General features: G+C 38.9%; 19 protein-coding genes. 12 read left to right on the top strand and 7 right to left on the bottom strand.

All coding sequences use genetic code 11. From position 1 onward, the window contains the following. Window positions 1–125: 125 nt before the first annotated feature. Window positions 126–617, bottom strand: coding sequence for a YajQ family cyclic di-GMP-binding protein (locus ACFX40_RS05770; RefSeq protein ID WP_013055376.1), 492 nt, complete (start codon window positions 615–617; stop codon window positions 126–128). 255 nt (window positions 618–872) lie between these two features. Between ACFX40_RS05770 and ACFX40_RS05765 the strand changes: the two genes are divergently transcribed. Next, on the top strand, window positions 873–1,736 hold the full coding sequence (locus ACFX40_RS05765; RefSeq protein ID WP_028407443.1) for a CvfB family protein: 864 nt from the start codon (window positions 873–875) through the stop codon (window positions 1,734–1,736). Window positions 1,737–1,770: 34 nt separating this feature from the next. Here ACFX40_RS05765 and ACFX40_RS05760 read toward each other — a convergent pair whose 3' ends face one another. Further along, window positions 1,771–1,902, bottom strand: a complete 132-nt coding sequence (locus ACFX40_RS05760) for a DUF3941 domain-containing protein (protein ID WP_013055378.1) — start codon at window positions 1,900–1,902, stop codon at window positions 1,771–1,773. 52 nt (window positions 1,903–1,954) lie between these two features. Continuing rightward, on the bottom strand, window positions 1,955–2,815 hold the full coding sequence (locus tag ACFX40_RS05755) for a DegV family protein (protein WP_377254417.1): 861 nt from the start codon (window positions 2,813–2,815) through the stop codon (window positions 1,955–1,957). Between the two features lie 256 nt (window positions 2,816–3,071). Here ACFX40_RS05755 and ACFX40_RS05750 point away from each other — a divergent pair, with 256 nt between their 5' ends. Next, window positions 3,072–3,911, top strand: a complete 840-nt coding sequence (locus ACFX40_RS05750) for a YitT family protein (RefSeq protein WP_025749916.1) — start codon at window positions 3,072–3,074, stop codon at window positions 3,909–3,911. Window positions 3,912–3,948: 37 nt separating this feature from the next. Here the strand turns inward: ACFX40_RS05750 and ACFX40_RS05745 are convergent, their stop codons facing one another. The 3 genes from ACFX40_RS05745 to ACFX40_RS05735 all read right to left on the bottom strand — a co-directional run bounded on the left by ACFX40_RS05745 (window position 3,949) and on the right by ACFX40_RS05735 (window position 5,797). Further along, window positions 3,949–4,710, bottom strand: a complete 762-nt coding sequence (locus ACFX40_RS05745) for a DUF3813 family protein (protein WP_028407446.1) — start codon at window positions 4,708–4,710, stop codon at window positions 3,949–3,951. Window positions 4,711–4,713: 3 nt separating this feature from the next. Then, complete coding sequence (locus ACFX40_RS05740) at window positions 4,714–4,863, bottom strand: hypothetical protein (protein ID WP_013081728.1); 150 nt, start codon at window positions 4,861–4,863, stop codon at window positions 4,714–4,716. 121 nt (window positions 4,864–4,984) lie between these two features. Then, on the bottom strand, window positions 4,985–5,797 hold the full coding sequence (locus ACFX40_RS05735; RefSeq protein ID WP_050691042.1) for a Cof-type HAD-IIB family hydrolase: 813 nt from the start codon (window positions 5,795–5,797) through the stop codon (window positions 4,985–4,987). 235 nt (window positions 5,798–6,032) lie between these two features. Between ACFX40_RS05735 and ACFX40_RS05730 the strand changes: the two genes are divergently transcribed. Continuing rightward, a complete protein-coding gene (locus ACFX40_RS05730; RefSeq protein WP_013055384.1) occupies window positions 6,033–6,341 on the top strand; it encodes a metal-sulfur cluster assembly factor in 309 nt (102 codons plus the stop codon). A 30-nt stretch (window positions 6,342–6,371) separates the two neighbouring features. Here ACFX40_RS05730 and ACFX40_RS05725 read toward each other — a convergent pair whose 3' ends face one another. Beyond that, the gene (locus ACFX40_RS05725) at window positions 6,372–7,070 is read right to left on the bottom strand and encodes a Crp/Fnr family transcriptional regulator (RefSeq protein WP_028407448.1); all 699 of its coding nucleotides are present in this window, start codon (window positions 7,068–7,070) and stop codon (window positions 6,372–6,374) included. A gap of 351 nt (window positions 7,071–7,421) precedes the next feature. Here ACFX40_RS05725 and argC point away from each other — a divergent pair, with 351 nt between their 5' ends. The 9 genes from argC to ACFX40_RS05680 all read left to right on the top strand — a co-directional run bounded on the left by argC (window position 7,422) and on the right by ACFX40_RS05680 (window position 17,956). Next, entirely contained in the window at window positions 7,422–8,465 is a 1,044-nt protein-coding gene (gene argC, locus ACFX40_RS05720; RefSeq protein ID WP_098965962.1) for an N-acetyl-gamma-glutamyl-phosphate reductase, read from the top strand. Between the two features lie 46 nt (window positions 8,466–8,511). Continuing rightward, window positions 8,512–9,747, top strand: a complete 1,236-nt coding sequence (gene argJ, locus ACFX40_RS05715; RefSeq protein ID WP_253352175.1) for a bifunctional ornithine acetyltransferase/N-acetylglutamate synthase — start codon at window positions 8,512–8,514, stop codon at window positions 9,745–9,747. 12 nt (window positions 9,748–9,759) lie between these two features. Then, a complete protein-coding gene (argB, locus tag ACFX40_RS05710) occupies window positions 9,760–10,584 on the top strand; it encodes an acetylglutamate kinase (RefSeq protein WP_028407451.1) in 825 nt (274 codons plus the stop codon). After that, entirely contained in the window at window positions 10,550–11,704 is a 1,155-nt protein-coding gene (locus ACFX40_RS05705; protein WP_377254413.1) for an acetylornithine transaminase, read from the top strand. The genes argB and ACFX40_RS05705 overlap by 35 nt, the downstream gene beginning before the upstream one ends. Window positions 11,705–11,774: 70 nt before the next feature. Next, window positions 11,775–12,848 (top strand): carbamoyl phosphate synthase small subunit, encoded by a 1,074-nt coding sequence (locus ACFX40_RS05700; RefSeq protein WP_028407453.1) that lies wholly within the window; start codon window positions 11,775–11,777, stop codon window positions 12,846–12,848. Beyond that, window positions 12,841–15,951 (top strand): carbamoyl-phosphate synthase (glutamine-hydrolyzing) large subunit, encoded by a 3,111-nt coding sequence (locus tag ACFX40_RS05695; protein ID WP_377254410.1) that lies wholly within the window; start codon window positions 12,841–12,843, stop codon window positions 15,949–15,951. The genes ACFX40_RS05700 and ACFX40_RS05695 overlap by 8 nt, the downstream gene beginning before the upstream one ends. After that, window positions 15,948–16,898: an ornithine carbamoyltransferase gene (argF, locus tag ACFX40_RS05690; protein WP_098332505.1), complete on the top strand. Its 951-nt coding sequence runs from the start codon at window positions 15,948–15,950 to the stop codon at window positions 16,896–16,898. The genes ACFX40_RS05695 and argF overlap by 4 nt, the downstream gene beginning before the upstream one ends. 104 nt (window positions 16,899–17,002) lie before the next feature. Beyond that, window positions 17,003–17,647, top strand: a complete 645-nt coding sequence (locus ACFX40_RS05685; protein ID WP_028407456.1) for an SDR family oxidoreductase — start codon at window positions 17,003–17,005, stop codon at window positions 17,645–17,647. 129 nt (window positions 17,648–17,776) lie between these two features. After that, window positions 17,777–17,956, top strand: a complete 180-nt coding sequence (locus tag ACFX40_RS05680; protein WP_013055394.1) for a YjzC family protein — start codon at window positions 17,777–17,779, stop codon at window positions 17,954–17,956. Window positions 17,957–18,067 lie beyond the last annotated feature (111 nt).

Here is an 18,067-nt window from a genome sequence, read left to right as displayed (position 1 = left end):
ATTAATATGAGTATGTAAAGCGTATACTAGTATTTGTTAAGAAAGTGTATCTATGCATAGGAATAAGCCTGAACGAATAAAAAAAGGCTTTAAAAGAAAAAATGAATGCCGGAGCATCCATTTTTTTAGCGGTAATTAATAAATTGTACGTCAATAGGTAAATCAGCGCTGCGAATAGCTGAAATGATTTGCTGCAGGTCATCACGATTTTTACCGCTTACGCGAAGCTGATCATCTTGAATCTGGCTTTTTACTTTTAAACCGGTATTCTTAATAATCGTATTTAGCTTTTTAGCGTTGTCTTTGTCGATACCTTGAATTAGCTTGGCACGTTGTCTAACCGTTCCTCCAGAGGCGTTCTCAATTTTTCCATATGAGATATTGCGTGTAGGTACGCCGCGTTTAATAAGCTTGGAGATCAGTACGTCTTTTAACTGTTCAAGCTTAAATTCATCATCAGAAATAAGAACAAGCTCTTCGTTTTCAAGCGAGATTTCGCTTTTACTGCCTTTAAAATCGTAGCGGGTTTTAATTTCTTTTGTTGCCATGGTAATGCCGTTTGTTACTTCTGATAAATCGACTTGTGACACAATGTCAAATGAACTATCTTTAGCCATAATAACCTCCATATGTAAAGAGTTTGTTCTTTTATTATAAATAAAACACAAACTGTATACAACTGATATTGAATAGAGAGCCGGTAATTGATACAATACAAGTTATGCTTTTTGTTGTAAGCTATAGAAGCAGCTTTTTTAAACAATGCATGCATTTAAGTTGATTTGAAATTTAAAATGCTGTTCGATGCAAAGTGAGAAGGTATGTGGTGACGGAATAGTCACTACTAATTTATATAAAGGATGGATAGAACGATGAATGTAGAAGCTGGGATGAAAGCGTATTTAACAGTAAACCGGGAAACGCCGATTGGTTATATGTTAGCAGAAGGTGAAGAAGAAATTTTGCTACATAAAAATGAAACAACAAGAGAACTTGCTGAAGGAGAAGAAGTAGAAGTTTTTCTATACCTTGATCAGCATGACCGTTTAACGGCAACGATGCACTTACCTCTTGTTGAAGAAGGTGTCTATGAGTGGGTCGAGGTCGTAGATGTTAATCCAGGTTTGGGCGTGTTTGTAAATATCGGCATGAACAAAGATATGTTAATTGGTTCAACAGACTTACCTGCCCTAGAAGATCTGTGGCCAGAAGTCGGAAACAAGGTTTACTGTACAATGAAGATTTCAAAGCGCGGTAAGATGTACGGGAAAATTGCTACAGACGATGTGATGAAAGCAATGGCATTAGATGCTCCGCCCGAACTTTTTAATCGTGAAGTGCGCGGATACATCTATCGCGTACTGCGCGTAGGTTCATTTATTATGACAGATGAAGGATATGTTGGATTTATTCATGAAAGCGAGAGACGCAAAGAACCAAAGCTTGGGACGTATGTAACAGGCCGCGTAATTAATGTAAAAGAAGACGGAACGCTAAACGTATCGCTTCTTCCGCGCAAGCAAGAAAGCATGGATGAAGATGCACAAGTACTATACGATTACATGGAAAGCCGCGGTGGCGTTATGCCATTTTGGGATAAAAGCTATCCGGAAGATATTCGCGAGCGCTTTAATATGAGTAAAGCTGCGTTCAAACGTGCGCTTGGTAAACTGATGAAAGAAGGAAAAGTTTATCAAGAAGAAGGATGGACATATTTTAAAAAAGAAGAAAACTAAAAGGAGAAGCCGCTGAAAATTCAGCGGCTTCTTTTTATAAGTGATCAGTTTTTTTAGAAAATGAATGTTTTCCAAGCTCACGGTTATGCTTAGCTTGCAGATTCTTTTCGTGAAGCTTTGCGTTATTATCTTTTGCTTTTTTATCGTTATCGCTCGTTTTTGGCATTGTGATACACCCCTTTTTGATCGTACCTTTAGAATGCCCTGACCTCTTTAAATTATTCGATGGTTTCGTTCAAAAAGAAGACTGCAATCGTCCCTGGGCCAGAGTGAGAACCTATGGCTGCACCAATAATATTAATAATAAAATGTTTGGTTCCAAAACGTTCTTGAATCATCTCTTTCAGCTGAAGAGCTGTTTCTAAATCATCTCCATGGCTGATTCCAATGGTTTGAGAAGAGAGGCTTTTTCCTCGTTCTTCCATTACCTCAAGCATGCGCTTAAATACTTTTTTACGGCCGCGGATTTTTTCGATTGGAATCAGTTTTCCATCTTCCACATGAAGCAGCGGCTTAATATTAAGCAGACCTCCTACAAAAGCAGAAGCTTTGCTCACGCGTCCTCCTTGAGCAAGAAAATCTAAGTCATCGACCGTAAAAATATGTTCCATATGCAGCGCGTATTGTTTTATTTTTTCTGTCATCTCGACTAGTGAGAGGTTTTGTTGTAGTAATTGTGTTGCATAATAAGTAACTACTCCCTGGCCAAGAGATGCACATTTCGTATCGATTATCTCTAATTGGAAATCGGGATACTTTTCTAGGAGTTCTTCTCGAATCATCATTGCTGTTTGGTATGTACCGGATAATTCTGAAGAAAAAGCTAAATAAATGCACGAATCACCTGATTTAGCTATGTTCTCAAAGACTTCATACGTAGTAGTTGGAGCCGCTTGAGATGTTTTTGGCATTTTGCCTTTACGGATGGCTTCGTAGACAGAAGCTGGCTCAATCGTTTGTAGATCTAAAAATTCTTGATTATCCAGGCTTACGCGAAGTGGTAAAAAGCCAACGTTATTTTCTTGAAAAAAGGATAAAGGCAAATCGCTTGCACTATCGGTTAAAAGTTTAATTGACATAAATGTCACCTTCCTAATTGCATTTATAAAATATTAAATGAATTTGATGTATAAACATTGAGAAGCGTTATATACGACATAGTATTAGTGTATAAGCACTTTGAGGAAAATACAATTTTTGAATAAGTTTTTTTAATTCTGCCAAATCGTACATACTATATGTACTAACTATTTTAAAGATGCTGACTTTATTCATTTTATAAATGGGTATAGGAGAGTAAGAAGTTTTAAAAAAGCGGAGGTCGGTCATTTGAATATGTGGCTTGAAACAAAAAAAGCGATAGTCGTCTTAGTAGGAGCATTATTGAATGCGCTTGCGCTCAACTTGTTTTTGATACCTGCTAATGTATATTCGAGCGGCTTTACAGGAGTAGCGCAGCTTGTTTCGAGTATCGTGACAGATTACACCCCTTTTACTATTTCCACTGGAGTGCTGCTGTTGTTGTTAAACATTCCTGTAACTATTTTAGGGTGGAAAAAAGTTGGGAAGTCATTTACTGTTTACAGCTTTATCAGCGTTGCTGCAACAACTTTGTTTCTTGGAATTATTCCTATTCAAGCACTTTCTAAAGACATCATCCTTAACGCAGTTTTTGGAGGCGTTATTTTAGCGGTAGGGGTAGGAATTACGTTGAAATTTGGAGCTTCAACTGGTGGGCTCGATATTATTGCCCTGATTTTGTCTCGAGTAAAGGACCGACCAATTGGCACTTATATGTTCATATTAAACGCAATTATTATCGTGCTAGCAGGTCTTTTATATGGTGCTGAGAAGTCACTTTATACGCTTGTGACGCTTTATACAACTACTCGCGTCATTGATGTTATTCATACGCGTCATGTCAAACTCACAGCAATGATCGTAACGAAAAAAGGAGTGGAGCTAAGAAAGGCGATTCACGCCAAACTTGTGCGAGGGATTACGGCGGTACCGGCTAAAGGCGGCTTTACAAACGAAGATAAAGAAATGCTAATGATTGTTTTGACCAGATATGAATTATTTGACTTGGAGCGAGTGATTAAAGAGGTAGATCCTAAAGCTTTTACCAATATCGTTCAGACAACGGGAATCTTTGGTTTGTTTCGCAAGGATTAAAAAAGGTCCAGGTATTCATTACCTGGACTCTTTTTTATTAATGCGTGCCTTTTAAGTCATTAGAAAGTTCTTGAAGCTGAGCTTGTTCTTCAGGAGAAGCATTTTGCTGCGCATGAGACAGCATATCAGCTGCAATGTTTTCATCAGAAGCTGCAGACGTATGAGCCTGAGACGTTTGATGATTTTGACCAGCAGCTCCTAATGTATTCTGAAGCTGCTGAAGCTGAGCTTGTTCTTCAGGAGAAGCGCTTTGCTGTGCATGAGACAGCATATCAGCTGCTACGTTTTCACTAGACGTGTGAGATTCACGGTGAGCGTGAGACTGACCGCCTTCTAAAGTGCTTTGAAGCTGTTCAAGCTGAGCTTGTTCTTCAGGAGAAGCATTTTGCTGTGCATGAGATAATATATCAGCTGCTACGCTTTCACTGGACGCATGAGCTTTACCGTGAGCGTGAGACTGACCGCCTTCTAAAGTGCTTTGAAGCTGTTCAAGCTGTGCCTTCTCTTCGGAAGAAGCATTCTGAACGATGTGAGACAGCGTATCAGACGTAATGTCTGCGCTTTTCTCTTGTGAATGTGATTCTCCATCTGTATCATACGCTTGATGCAATGAGTTTTGGAATTGCTTCAGCTGCTCTTGCTCCTCAGGAGAAGCGTTAGAAGCAATACTATTTAATACGCCTTCTGAAATATCAAGTTCACCGTTGCCGTGCTTTTGACGATGAAGCTGATCTTCTGAATGGCCGGATACTGCATTTCGAATCGCATCTTTTACTTGACCAAAAAGTGAATTTTTCATAAGTTACTGTCCTCCATGAGGAGTTTGGCGCTGCTGAGCTTGAAATGCTTCTGCCTCTGCCATAGTCATATGATAAGGAATTCGTTCATCATGTTTTTGAACTGCGTCTGCACCTTGTTTCACAAAACGTTTTGATCGATTGCCTCTGCCCATCATAAATTCCTCCTCGTAATATAAATAAAACCGACACCTTAAGAAGTGTCGGTTATAGTGTGTGCTAAATAAAAAAAATGATAGCGATAAAAATTTACCTTGCTTTTCAAAAAAAGCTAAGTTATAAATTTAATGTTTTTTCCAAATAATAAGCAATACCATCATTTTCATTCGATTTTGTTACTTCACGCGCTAGCTGTTTTAATTCGTTAATACCATTTTCCATGGCAATACCGTGTCCTGCAAATTTAATCATTTCAAAATCATTGTCTTCATCTCCAAACGCAATAATTCGTTCGCGTGGAATTTGATAATGATTAGCTACGCGCTCAAGACCTACAGCTTTATTAAGTCCTTTTTTTACAATTTCAACGACATGCCAAGGTGCTCCCCAGCGTCTATGTTCTAGTACTTCTGCATGAACATCTGAAAGGTGAGAGCGTATATCTTGTACATGTTCTTCATCTGCGTGAATTAAAATAGACGTTGGGTCGTGCTGCAGCGTATGACGCAAATCACCCGTTTGTAATTTAGGATCCCCTAGGCTAAGTACATCCATTAATTTTCGATCTTCAAAATGAAGATACACGTCATCTTGTACTTCTGCCATGATATTGTTGATGCGATAGTCTTGCATAGCTGTCACAATGTCATGGACAGTGCGGCGGTTTAAAGGTTCGTGATGCGTGCCGAAATCAGGCTGAAGGGGGTGATGAACAAGCGCTCCGTTAAAGTTTACAATAGGCGTGGATAAATCTAATTCGCTGTAATACATAGCACTGGAACGATAAGGTCTACCAGTTGCAATCATTACAATATGTCCTTCTTGTTTGGCTTTTTCTAATACCCGTTTTGTTGTAGGTGAAATGGTTTTTTCATTCGTTAACAATGTTCCATCCAGATCTAAGGCGATTAAGTGTTGATCGTTTCTCATATAGGGCTCCTTTTAAATTGAAGTAGTTATACGATTATATTGAATTCTACTAATATTCATGCTTGTATTCCCATATTTTACACAACTTTTCCTTAGGAGCAAAGCAGAACGATTGACATGCAAAAGCTGTCTTGTTACGGTGTAAGACATAGTTATTGATTGCTTACGATAAATTGTTTAAGGGTATATTTAATACGTGAAGATAATTACGGAAGTAAGAGAAAGGAGAATGAATATGGATAAACAGTTAGAAGATAAAATCATGGAATCACTAGAAGAAGTAATTGATCCAGAGCTTGGCGTTGATATCGTAAATTTAGGCTTAGTGTATGGTGTAGAAATGGAAGAAAACAACACGGTTATCGTGACGATGACGTTAACTTCTATTGGCTGCCCGCTGGCTGGTGTGATTGGCGAACAAGTGAAAAAACAATTAATTTCTCTTGAAGAAGTAGAAAATGTAGAAGTGAATATCACATTTAATCCTCCATGGGATAAAGATCGAATGACGCGCTACGCTAAAATTGCATTAGGTGTTCAATAAGAAAAAAGCCATCAACGATGGCTTTTTTTCTTATTCAATTCTGCACAATTCCAAAGGGCAGTCCTCACAGTCTATTTCTTTCTTTAAAAAAGAGAGCTTATGAATGATGATTTTTCCATCTGCCATCGAAATCACTTCATTTTTTCGCAACTCAGCGAGCATGCGATTGACCACTTCTCGAGATGTCCCGCATAGATTGGCGATTTCTTGATTTGTCAACGTTACGTTTAATAAAATACCATTTGGCTTCATTACTCCAAAACTATTAGACATGCGGATCAGAGTAGAGTAGAGAGCACCTTTTTTTCCATTTAGAATTAAGTCTCTAAACTTTGTCTGCATTCGCTTGATTTGGAGTCCCATCCACTTCATGTACTCCATAGAAAGAGCAGGGTATTGTGCTAGTTCGTTTTCTAACAACCGTTTTTGAATACTGATTGCCGTACAAGGTTCAATGGCTTTTGCTTGGAGCATATGGGGAGTAGATCCGCAAAACAGCATGACTTCCCCGATTAAGTCTCCTGAACTCGCCAGCTGAAGCGTCAGTTCGCGTCCTTCCGGCGTCACTTTACCTACTTGCACGGCCCCTGACGTAATAAAAAATAAATGAGTTGAAGGTGAACCTTCTTGAAAGAGAAAGTCACCTTTTTTAAACGAAATTTTATGATCAAAGTTCATAAAAAATTGCTGCAGCTCATTTGAAAAAGAATCCGTTGTGATGTTCATCATGTTATCACCTTTTAATTAAAATTTTTGCGACTGTTACTTATTAATCTATTAAGTTAGAACAGTCTGTATATGCTGTACGTCCACTAGCCGTATGAAAAAATCTCATACGGATGATTTTATCGATACTCTTATTATACACAAAAACAACCAGTGTTTTCCAAAACTATCTGTGAACAATTTCTAAACAAAAATAGAAAGATAGTTATAAAAATAAAAACTTATGAATAAATAAAAATGTTTAAAAATATAGAATAAAGTGTTCGATTTTTTAAATATTCATTTGATTTTATTTTTATACGGTATTATAATGATAAATAATTCAAATAGATACGTGGAAAAAGGAGTTTTAAAATGAAAGAATACAAGGTAGGAATTGTTGGAGCAACAGGGTATGGAGGAGTAGAACTGATTCGTTTGTTAGCGAATCACCCACATTTTCATGTTTATGCAGTTTATTCATCCTCTCAGGATGGGATGGAACTAGCAGAGGTTTATCCTCACCTTTCTAATACTGTATATACGCTGCAAGATATAAACCCTAAGAAGATGGCTGAAGAATTAGATTTAGTGTTTACAGCAACTCCTTCCGGTGTTTCTAGCAAACTTGTACCTCAATTAATAGAAGAAGGAATAAAAGTGGTAGATCTATCTGGAGATTTTAGATTAAAAACAGAAGCACTTTATGAAAAATGGTACAAAAAGCCTGCTGCAGCCGAAGCATTTTTACAACAGTCTGTGTATGGATTATCAGAATGGTTTGCAGACGAAGTCGAAAGCAGTACGTTCGTTGCGAACCCGGGTTGTTATCCAACAGCTACACTGCTTGGGCTAGCTCCCCTCGTTAGTAAACAAATGGTGAAACCAAACTCTATTATCATTGATGCAAAGTCCGGAATCTCAGGAGCAGGGCGCGGTCTTTCGCAAATGGCTCATTATGCTGAAATCAATGAAAATATGAAAATATACAAAGTTAATCAACATCAGCATATCCCAGAAATCGAATCTATTTTAGAAAAGTGGGATGAGGAAATTGGCCATGTTACGTTCAGTACGCACTTAGTTCCAATGACGCGAGGGATTATGAGTACAATATACGCTGAACTTTCTGAAGAGAGCTCAGTACAAGAGCTCCATCAGCTATATGTAGATACATATCAAAACTCCCCGTTCGTTCGCGTTCGAAAAGCTGGTGAATTTCCTTCTACTAAAGAAGTAAGTGCATCAAATTATTGCGATATCGGTATTACATTTGACGAACGAACAAAGCGTGTCACGATCGTTTCTGTCATTGATAACTTAGTAAAAGGGGCAGCCGGTCAGGCCATTCAAAATGCCAATATCATGATGGGATTTGAACAGCAAGCGGGTATCGGACTACTGCCTGTCTTCCCATAAAGTCAACAGCATCACTAATCACGATAAAAGCAGGAGGGAACGTATAGTGATTACGGTTAAACAAACGAAAGAAAAGATAAAGAAAATAGAGAACGGTACAATTGTAACGCCGCTAGGCTTTTCAGCAGACGGTGTTCATGCTGGTTTACGTTATGCTAAAAAAGATTTAGGAGTTATTGTAAGCGATGTGCCAGCTAATTGCGCAGCTGTTTACACGCTTAATGCCTTTCAAGCAGCGCCTTTAGCTGTTACAAAAGAAAGTGTAGCAGTGGAGCAGAAGCTGCAAGCGATCGTTGTGAACAGCGCATGTGCAAATGCATGTACGGGAGAACAAGGATTAAAAGATGCATACCAAATGCGAAATACATGTGCAAAAGAGCTTAATATCCTACCTCATCATGTAGCAGTAGCTTCTACAGGCGTAATTGGAGAGCTTCTAGATATGGAAAAAATCGTGAAAGGCATTGGGTTGTTAAGTCCTTCGTCGAACAAAGAAAAAGCAGAAGAATTTCAAACGGCTATTTTAACAACAGATACAGTGATGAAGTCAGCTTGCTATGAAACAAAAATTGACGGCAAAGTAGTTACCATTGGAGGCACAGCGAAAGGATCAGGCATGATTCACCCAAATATGGCTACGATGCTTAGCTTTATCACAACGGATGCTAAGGTTGAAGCTTCAGTGTTACAAGATGCGCTAGGTTCTATTACAAATAAAAGCTTTAATCAAATTACAGTGGATGGTGACACATCGACGAATGATATGGTTGTTGTTTTAGCAAATGGAAAAGCTGATCACCAGTCGCTTACACCAGATCATCCTGAATGGAATTCGTTTTATGAAGCACTGCGCTTGACGTGTGAAGATTTAGCCAAACAAATTGCACGCGACGGTGAAGGAGCAACAAAACTAATTGAAGTAAACGTATCTGGGGCTCATACAAACGAAGAAGCAAATGTGATTGCTAAACAAATTGTGGGCTCGAACCTAGTGAAAACGGCCATGTATGGAGCCGATGCCAATTGGGGACGAATTATTTGTTCAGTTGGGTACAGCGGAGTAACGCTTAATCCAGAAACAGTGAATGTTTCGTTAGGCAATATCCAGATGTTAGAAAACAGTCAGCCTGTTTCATTTAGTGAAGAAGAAGCAAAGGCTTATTTAGAAAGTGATACGGTCGAAGTCTATGTTGACTTGCAGCAGGGAAATGGAATTGGCAAAGCGTGGGGCTGCGATTTGACTTACGATTACGTCAAAATCAACGCCAGTTATCGAACGTAAGGAGAGAGTGAAATGAGCAATGAAAAAATCGTCGTTGTAAAATGCGGAGGCAGCATTGTCAATCAGTTAACAAGCGCTTTTTTTGAAAGTATTCAGCAGTTAAAAGCGAGTGGATATCAGATCATTGTTGTGCACGGAGGCGGACCTGATATTCAAGATACGCTTACCAAACTTCACATTGAAACGGAATTTGTAGATGGGCTTCGAAAAACGTCCAAAGAAGCATTAGAAGTTGTGACGATGGTATTAGCAGGCAAGGTTAATAAGCAGCTTGTAAAAGATCTACAAAAAGCGAACTTAAAAGCGGTAGGACTATCAGGAATTGATGGATTATTGCTTAAAGCAGAGGCAATTGATGTGGAACGTCTAGGTTACGTTGGAGAAGTAAAAGGCGTAAACGATACATTATTAAAACAACTAACTGACAGTCAGTATATTCCAGTTGTTTCTTCCATTGGAGCAGATGAAGAAGGTAATAGCTATAATATTAATGCTGACGTGGCAGCCGGAGCCGTTGCACAAGCAGTAAATGCTGAAAAGCTAATGTTTGTAACCGATGTAAAAGGTGTGTTAAAGGATGGAGCATTGCTTCCTGAGCTTACAAAGTCAGAGATTGATGCACTTATTGAAGAAAAAGTAATTTACGGCGGAATGATTCCGAAAGTAACATCAGCGGTAAATGCGTTATCTCCTTTGCTTGAAGAAGTTCATATTATTAGCGGAACTGATGGATTTTTAGATAAGGAAGGGAAGCTGATTGGTACAGCAATTAAATATAGTGGAAAAGGTGGAGAAGATAGCGATGAGTTCATTGTTTCCAACATATCAACGGTTTGATATCCATGTGGAAGAGGCGCAAGGAACAAAATTAATAGATAACAAAGGAAATGAGTATTTAGATTTTATTTCAGGTATCGCTGTTTGTAACGTAGGTCATCGTCATCCTGATGTTCAAAAAGCGGTCGAAGAGCAGTTAAATAAAGTGTGGCATGTGTCAAATTTATTTCATCAATCGATTCAAGAAGACGTAGCAGGTAAGCTTGTGGAACACTCAAACGGTGATGCAGTATTTTTCTGTAACAGCGGTGCAGAAGCCAACGAAGCGGCGATTAAATTAGCGCGTAAATACACACAAAAATACAAAATTATTACGTTTACAAAATCATTTCATGGACGTACATTTGCTACAATGACAGCTACAGGGCAGGCAAAAATTCATGATGGCTTCGGTCCTCTTGTTAATGAGTTTGTTTACGTGCCATACAATGATGAAGAAGCATTAAAACAAGAAATGGACGACAGCGTAGCAGCAATTATGGTTGAAGTCATTCAAGGAGAAGGCGGAGTGGTTCCAGGAACCGAAGCATTTTTATTAACCATTCAAGAGCTGTGTAAAAAGCATGAAGCACTGTTTATAGTCGATGAAGTGCAAACTGGAATCGGCAGAACAGGAAAACCATTTGCTTATCAGCATTTTAACGTTTCACCAGATATTATTACAGCAGCTAAAGGATTAGGAAGCGGAATGCCGGTTGGTGCGATGATTGGAAAAGGATATCTCAAAGAAGCATTTGGACCTGGTACTCACGGAACAACCTTTGGAGGAAACCCAATTGCACTAGCTTCAGCCAAAGCAACCTTAAACATTATTTTTAATGAAGCATTTTTGGCAGAGGTTACAGAAAAAAGCCTTTATTTTACCAATGCTTTGAAAAATAGCTTAGCAGATTATTCATTTGTAACCGATGTTCGTGGAAAAGGTTTTATGATTGGAATTGAATGCGGAGAACATCAGTCAGCATTGCTTGCAGCTATGCGTGAAAAAGGATTGCTAGCACTGGGAGCAGGACCGCATGTGGTACGATTGCTGCCTCCTTTAACTGTAACAAAAAAAGAGTTGGACCAAGCGATTCATATCATTGAAGAAGCGTTTAGCCAAACAAAAATTACTTCATAATACAAATTTTTTTGAATATGTTTGTATAAAAATTCTGTTTTATAAATAATTATTCGAAGAGGGATGCACAATGAACGGATATTTACACTTAGCAAACGGCGATTCGTTCGCCGGACACATTGAACATACAGCAACGCACCAGGCAGAAGGAGAAATTGTTTTCTTTACTGGAATGACTGGTTATCAAGAAGTTGTGACTGATCCATCTTACAAAGATCAAATTATCGTCTTTACGTACCCTTTGATTGGGAACTATGGTATCAATGAAAAAGATTATGAAAGCAAAAAGCCTCACGTAGCAGGCGTTGTCGTATACGAATGTTCAGATGAAGGGTTCCATTACGAAGCGATGTACAGCTTTAAACAATATTTAAAGAAATGGAACATTCCGCTTATTACACATGTGGATACGAGAGCGGTCGTAAAACGAATTCGAAAAGAAGGTACGATGCAATCTGCCTTTTCGACATCTGCTGAATCGCCAGCATTTACTGCTGAATGCGATGGATATGTAGTAAAAGAAGTATCAACAAAAGAGCCTGTTACTTACGGAAATGGTGAAAAACACGTTGTATTAATGGACTTTGGGTATAAAAAATCAATTTTACAAGAGCTGTTAAATCGAGAGTGCAAAGTAACAGTTGTTCCTTATTCTACAAGCTCTTCAAAAGTAAAAGAACTGCAGCCGGATGGCATTGTCTTATCAAACGGACCTGGAGATCCAACTCAAGTGAGCAGTCAGCTGGATGAATTAAAAGAAATTATTTCATCGTATCCAACTTTGGGAATTTGCTTTGGACATCAGTTAATTGGGCTCGCTTTTGGGGCGCAAACCAAAAAGCTGGCGTTCGGTCACCGAGGAGCTAATCAGCCTGTAATTGATTTAACGACTAACAAAGTGTGTATGACTTCTCAAAATCACAGCTATGTCGTAGACGAACAGACGATTACGTCTACGCCATTAAACGTTCGATTTAAAAATGTGAATGACGGATCGGTTGAAGGTTTAATGCATAAAGACCTTCCTGTTATGTCGGTTCAATATCATCCAGAAGCACACCCTGGACCAAGTGACAGCACGTATATCTTTGATGAATTTATGACGAAAGTACAGCAAGTAGGGAGCGGAAAAGTATATGCCTAAAGACCAAACGTTAAAAAAGATTTTAGTAATCGGATCAGGACCAATCGTAATCGGGCAAGCAGCAGAATTTGATTATTCAGGAACTCAGGCGTGCTTGTCATTAAAAGAAGAAGGTTATGAAGTTATCTTAATCAATAATAATCCAGCTACAATTATGACGGACACTCACGTAGCAGATCGAATCTATTTTGAACCATTAACAGTAGACTGCGTAGAGAAAATTATTGCAAAAGAAAAGCCCGATGGTTTGTTAGCCACATTAGGCGGACAGACGGGTTTAAACTTAGCCCTTGAGCTTCATGAACAAAACATTTTGCCAAAATACGATGTGAAACTTTTAGGAACACCGATTGAATCAATCAAAAAAGGTGAAAGCCGTGAAGAGTTCCGTGCATTGATGAATGAACTGAATGAACCGGTGCCGGAAAGTGAAGTTGTGACAAAAGTAGAAGAAGCGTTAGCTTTTGCCAAGAAAATTGGTTTTCCTGTTATTGTACGTCCTGCTTATACGTTAGGCGGAACGGGCGGAGGAATTGCTCATTCTATGGAAGAGCTTGAAAAGCTTTCAACGTCAGGTTTGCGTGAAAGTGCTATTACTCAGTGCTTAATTGAAAAAAGCATTGCTGGATTTAAAGAAGTTGAGTATGAGGTTATGCGTGACGTAAACAATACGTGCATCACAATTTGTAATATGGAGAACATCGATCCCGTAGGCGTCCATACTGGAGATTCGGTGGTCGTTGCTCCTTCTCAGACACTAACAGACGTGGAATATCAAATGCTTCGCTCTGCTTCAGTTAAAATTATTTCATCGCTTGGCATTATTGGGGGTTGCAACATTCAGTTTGCGCTTGATCCAAAAAGTAAGCAGTACTATTTAATTGAAGTAAATCCGCGTGTGAGCCGTTCGTCTGCTCTTGCATCAAAAGCAACTGGCTATCCGATTGCTAAAATTGCTGCAAAGCTATCGGTAGGCTACACGCTTCATGAGTTATTAAATCCTGTGACAGGAGACACGTATGCAAGCTTTGAACCTGCTCTTGACTATGTAGTAGTGAAATTTCCAAGGTGGCCGTTTGACAAGTTTTTCTACGCTGAAAGAACGCTTGGCACCCAAATGAAAGCAACTGGAGAAGTAATGGCTATTGACCGTAACTTTACACGTAGCTTCCAAAAGGCATTATCTTCTTTAGAAATTGACTTACAAGGATTAGAAGTAGAAGAACTGCAAGAACTTTCAACAGATGAATTAAAAAGCAAGCTGGGCGAACAAAGCGATGAGCGTATTTTTGTTATCCTTGAGCTTTTACGCCGCGGCACAACGCCTGAGTATATCCATGAAGTAACACAAATTGATTATTTCTATTTAACACACTTTGCACAGCTGATTAAAATGGAAGCCTCTTTAAAAGAAGTACGTTTTGATTCGATTACAGCTGAACACTTTAAACAAGTGAAGGAGCATGGTTTTACAGATGCGTATCTAGCAAACGTATGGAATGTGCCAGAACTTGACGTAAGAGCGAAACGTAAAGCACTACATATTACGCCAAGCTATAAAATGGTGGATACATGTGCAGCGGAATTTGAATCTTCAACGGCTTATTTCTACTCTAGTTACTACGGGGAAAGTGAGATTGAACCATCAACGAATAAAAAAGTTGCGATTATCGGTTCTGGACCCATTCGTATCGGGCAAGGAGTAGAGTTCGACTACAGCTCTGTACACGGTGTGCTAGCTCTTGAAAAAGAAGGATACGAAACGATTTTAATTAACAATAATCCAGAAACGGTAAGTACGGATTTTGAAGTAGCAGATCGCTTATATTTCGAACCTGTAACAGTAGAAGACGTATTAAATGTTCTTGATGCTGAAAATGTGACGGATGTAATTGTTCAATACGGAGGTCAAACGGCTATTTCGCTCGTTAAAGGTCTAGAAGAAGCTGGCGTTAATTTATTAGGTATTACAAATGATGTCATTGATGCACTTGAAGATCGTGACCTGTTTTATAAGCTCTTAGACGACTGCGATATTCCTCATATTCCAGGTGAAATGGCGAAAGACGCGAAAGAACTTGTACAAAAAGCAAAAGATATGGGATTCCCATTACTCATTCGTCCTTCTTACGTGATTGGCGGAAAAGGAATGCTGACAATTCAAAACGAAACGGAGCTTCAGGCTTGTTTACCAGCTATTAAAGCGTCTCATTTCCCAATGCTTATTGATGCTTACTTCCCTGGAAAAGAAGCAGAAGTTGATGTGGTAGCAGACGGAAAAGATGTGTTGATTCCTACAATTGTTGAACATATTGAAAAAGCCGGCGTTCATTCAGGAGACAGCTATGCGCTTTTACCAGCAAAAACAGTAGAAGCAGCACATAAAGAAAAAATGGTAAGCTACGCTCAAAAAATTGTAAACAAACTTCAATATAAAGGGATTATGAATATCCAATATGTTATTTACAACGATGAAGTCTACATGCTGGAAGTTAATCCGCGTGCCAGCCGTACAGTCCCTGTAGTAAGCAAAGTGTGCAACACGCCGCTTGTTTCGCTATCAACTCAAATATTGCTTGGGAAATCATTGTCGGAAATTAGTGAAAAGCTAGGTTTATTGCCGGATCCAGCTTATACAACTATCAAGTTTCCAGTGTTTTCGACAAGTAAATTATCAGGAGTTGATCCACTTGTTGGACCGGAAATGAAGTCAACTGGTGAAGGAATTGCGATTTCTTCAACGATTGAAGAAGCAGCAAAGAAAGTATTCCATCAGTATGTGTTAAGTAAAAAAGGTGCTGCAGAAGTGTATATCAACGGAGAAGCACAGGGCCTTGAAGAACTTGCGCAAAGCGCGGGATTAACTCTTGTTAAAGATAAAGAAGTTAGTGAATGGGTGAAAATGAAAGAAGCTTTATTATATGTAAGTTTACAGCCCGAAGATAAAGAAAGCCGTATGTCAGCATTAAAACACGGTTTAATGGTTATGACGGAGGCAGAAACGGCTTCGCTATTTTTCCAATCGTTCCAAGTCGATGAATATCACGTTTCATCACTGCAAGAATGGTTTCAAAAAACTAAAAAGGAAGTGACAGTATCATGAGTACAGTATCGGTAAATACGAATTTAAAAGGAAAAGATTTGCTTACACTTAAAGATTTATCATCAGACGATATTATGTCACTTTTGGAAAGCGCCATTGAGCTGAAAGAAAAGCATAAAAATGGTGAAATCGTAACATCGTTAAAAGGAAAAACGCTGGGGCTCATTTTTGAAAAATCTTCAACAAGAACAAGAGTCTCATTTGAAGCGGGAATGATGCAGCTTGGAGGAAACGCCCTCTTTTTAAGCAGCCAGGATTTACAGATTGGACGCGGAGAAACGATTGCTGATACAGCACGCGTACTATCTGAATTCATCGATGCTATAATGATTCGTACGTTTGAACACAGCAAGATCGAAGAGCTTGCAGATTACGCATCCATTCCCGTTATTAATGGTTTGACAGATGATTATCATCCTTGTCAGGCTCTAGCTGATTTATTAACGATTTACGAGCACAAGAAATCATTTGAAGGGCTAAAAGTAGCTTATGTTGGAGACGGAAATAATGTAGCGCATTCGTTAATGATTGCCTGTGCAAAAATGGGAATAGATATTTCAATTGGATGCCCTGATGGATATGAGCCAAAAGACTTTGTCACAGCTTATGTTCATGAAATAGCTGCTACAACGGGCGCTAAAGTTACGATTACAAAAGATCCTGTAGAAGCTGTGAAAAATGCCGATGCTATTTATGCAGACGTATGGACAAGTATGGGACAGGAAGAAGAAGCACAGCAGCGTTTGAAAATATTTGCTCCTTATCAAGTAAATGCAGAACTAGCTGCCTATGCTAAGTCAGACTATTTATTTCTGCACTGTTTGCCTGCGCATCGTGAAGAAGAAGTAACAGCAAGCATTATTGACGGACCAAATTCTGTTGTCTTTCAGCAGGCTGGAAATCGTATGCATGTACAAAAAGCTTTGCTGCAAGCCATTTTATCTTAAGAGAAAAACCCTTTCTGAGAATATCAGAAGGGGTTTTTTTGTTTAAAGGGAATTAATTGAGGGAACACCAATTGTATACTAAACAGAACGAAAGGTGATTTATGATGAAAGTATTAGTTGTTGGAGCAAACGGAACAACGGGAAAACAAGTGGTAGAAAAAGTTGCAAACAGCAAGCAGCACGAAGCTTATGCGATGATTCGCGACGAAAAACAAGCAGACGCGTTAAAGAAGCTGGGTGCCAACGTTGTGCTTGGTGACTTGGAGCAAGATGTTTCAGATGCTTTAAGAGGTATGGACGCTGTCATATTTGCAGCAGGTTCTGGAGGAAATACGGGAGACGAAAAAACAATCGCTGTGGATCAAAACGGTGCTAAAAATATCATTGATGAAGCAAAAAATCAAGGTGTAAAGCGCTTTGTTATGTTAAGTTCAATGGGAACAGACGCACCTGAACAAGGACCAGAAGGCTTACAGCTTTACCTTCGTGCGAAGGCGATAGCGGATGAATACTTAAAGCAGTCTAATCTACAGTATACAATTGTACGACCAGGAACTTTATCGAATGATCAAGCTACTGGGAAAATTGACATCAATAATGATATTGAAGATAAATCTCAGACGATTCCCCGAGCAGATGTAGCAACCGTGCTTGTAGAATGTCTAAACGAAGAAGCTACGATAGGAAAAACGTTTGAAATGCTAGCTGGAGAAACTGAAATCGAACAAGCTATCAAATTTACTCATTAATATAAAAGGGCGGATCTAAAGGTCTGCTCTTTTTCTCTTCCTAATATGAAAACATCTCCATTATGAAACAGAAATCTTAAGGGAATAGTATAGGAGAACATTTCATTTCAGGAATGAGGAGGCAGGAAAATGGGACAAAATCGTCATTTCACACCGGGTCAAAAAGCTCCTAATAACGGAGTTTATATTGAAATTGGTGAAACAGGAAGCAACGTAAATAATCCTCAAAAGGTTAAATTAAAAGCAGGAGAGCGTTTTCCAGAGACGGCCAACGATGATCGCCACTGGACGTACATGCGCAAGCCTTAAATAGTAAAAAATAAAGAAGCCATTCTAAATTGAATGGCTTTACTTGTTTTCCTATTGCTGGGTATAATGAAATAAAGGTCAATAAAGGTCAAATGTATCGAAGGAGGATGT

The sequence above is a fragment of the Priestia sp. YIM B13552 genome (assembly GCF_042787775.1).
GTDB lineage: Bacteria > Bacillota > Bacilli > Bacillales > Bacillaceae_H > Priestia > Priestia megaterium_E.
Note: the sequence above shows the minus strand (reverse complement) of the source record. Positions and strands in the feature narration are given on the sequence as shown.

Excerpts from the sequence above, each read along its gene's own strand:
- ACFX40_RS05770 (WP_013055376.1), bottom strand. The coding sequence starts at position 617 with ATGGCTAAAGATAGTTCATTTGACATTGTGTCACAAGTCGATTTATCA.
- ACFX40_RS05765 (WP_028407443.1), top strand. The coding sequence starts at position 873 with ATGAATGTAGAAGCTGGGATGAAAGCGTATTTAACAGTAAACCGGGAA.
- ACFX40_RS05760 (WP_013055378.1), bottom strand. The coding sequence starts at position 1,902 with ATGCCAAAAACGAGCGATAACGATAAAAAAGCAAAAGATAATAACGCA.
- ACFX40_RS05755 (WP_377254417.1), bottom strand. The coding sequence starts at position 2,815 with ATGTCAATTAAACTTTTAACCGATAGTGCAAGCGATTTGCCTTTATCC.
- ACFX40_RS05750 (WP_025749916.1), top strand. The coding sequence starts at position 3,072 with ATGTGGCTTGAAACAAAAAAAGCGATAGTCGTCTTAGTAGGAGCATTA.
- ACFX40_RS05745 (WP_028407446.1), bottom strand. The coding sequence starts at position 4,710 with ATGAAAAATTCACTTTTTGGTCAAGTAAAAGATGCGATTCGAAATGCA.
- ACFX40_RS05740 (WP_013081728.1), bottom strand. The coding sequence starts at position 4,863 with ATGGGCAGAGGCAATCGATCAAAACGTTTTGTGAAACAAGGTGCAGAC.
- ACFX40_RS05735 (WP_050691042.1), bottom strand. The coding sequence starts at position 5,797 with ATGAGAAACGATCAACACTTAATCGCCTTAGATCTGGATGGAACATTG.
- ACFX40_RS05730 (WP_013055384.1), top strand. The coding sequence starts at position 6,033 with ATGGATAAACAGTTAGAAGATAAAATCATGGAATCACTAGAAGAAGTA.
- ACFX40_RS05725 (WP_028407448.1), bottom strand. The coding sequence starts at position 7,070 with ATGATGAACATCACAACGGATTCTTTTTCAAATGAGCTGCAGCAATTT.
- argC (WP_098965962.1), top strand. The coding sequence starts at position 7,422 with ATGAAAGAATACAAGGTAGGAATTGTTGGAGCAACAGGGTATGGAGGA.
- argB (WP_028407451.1), top strand. The coding sequence starts at position 9,760 with ATGAGCAATGAAAAAATCGTCGTTGTAAAATGCGGAGGCAGCATTGTC.
- ACFX40_RS05705 (WP_377254413.1), top strand. The coding sequence starts at position 10,550 with ATGAGTTCATTGTTTCCAACATATCAACGGTTTGATATCCATGTGGAA.
- ACFX40_RS05700 (WP_028407453.1), top strand. The coding sequence starts at position 11,775 with ATGAACGGATATTTACACTTAGCAAACGGCGATTCGTTCGCCGGACAC.
- ACFX40_RS05695 (WP_377254410.1), top strand. The coding sequence starts at position 12,841 with ATGCCTAAAGACCAAACGTTAAAAAAGATTTTAGTAATCGGATCAGGA.
- argF (WP_098332505.1), top strand. The coding sequence starts at position 15,948 with ATGAGTACAGTATCGGTAAATACGAATTTAAAAGGAAAAGATTTGCTT.
- ACFX40_RS05685 (WP_028407456.1), top strand. The coding sequence starts at position 17,003 with ATGAAAGTATTAGTTGTTGGAGCAAACGGAACAACGGGAAAACAAGTG.
- ACFX40_RS05680 (WP_013055394.1), top strand. The coding sequence starts at position 17,777 with ATGGGACAAAATCGTCATTTCACACCGGGTCAAAAAGCTCCTAATAAC.